Source organism: Chryseobacterium sp. CH25 (genome assembly GCF_004119455.1).
Classification (GTDB): Bacteria; Bacteroidota; Bacteroidia; order Flavobacteriales; family Weeksellaceae; genus Chryseobacterium.
Genome location: NZ_NRQT01000043.1, coordinates 1 through 298, shown reverse-complemented (window position 1 = coordinate 298; position 298 = coordinate 1). Strand labels below are relative to the sequence as shown.

Sequence of the window (298 nt, the reverse complement as noted above, 5' to 3'; positions counted from 1 at the left end):
CACGGCTTTTTATTCAAAGCTCTGAAAGACTGGATTGTTCCTGCTAAGAATTGGGTCTATCGTAAATAGACTGATGGTTTACCTTGCTTGGGCTAAAGTGATAAGGGCGCTGATGAGGCGTCCGTTGTCTCAGGAACAGAGGTTTATCAGATCGGATGTTAAAGATTTTAAAGAATTGGAACTTAATACAGGTTTGCATCACGGCTTTTTATTCAAAGCTCTGAAAGACTGGATTGTTCCTGCTAAGAATTGGGTCTATCGTAAATAGACTGATGGTTTACCTTGCTTGGGCTAAAGT

At 40.6% G+C, this 298-nt stretch carries 1 protein-coding gene; it reads left to right on the top strand.

What is annotated here, in order from left to right; translation table 11 throughout:
- The first annotated feature begins 34 nt into the window (after nucleotides 1-34).
- Nucleotides 35-268: a hypothetical protein gene (locus BOQ64_RS23475; protein WP_185147097.1), complete on the top strand. Its 234-nt coding sequence runs from the start codon at nucleotides 35-37 to the stop codon at nucleotides 266-268.
- Nucleotides 269-298: the final 30 nt, after the last annotated feature.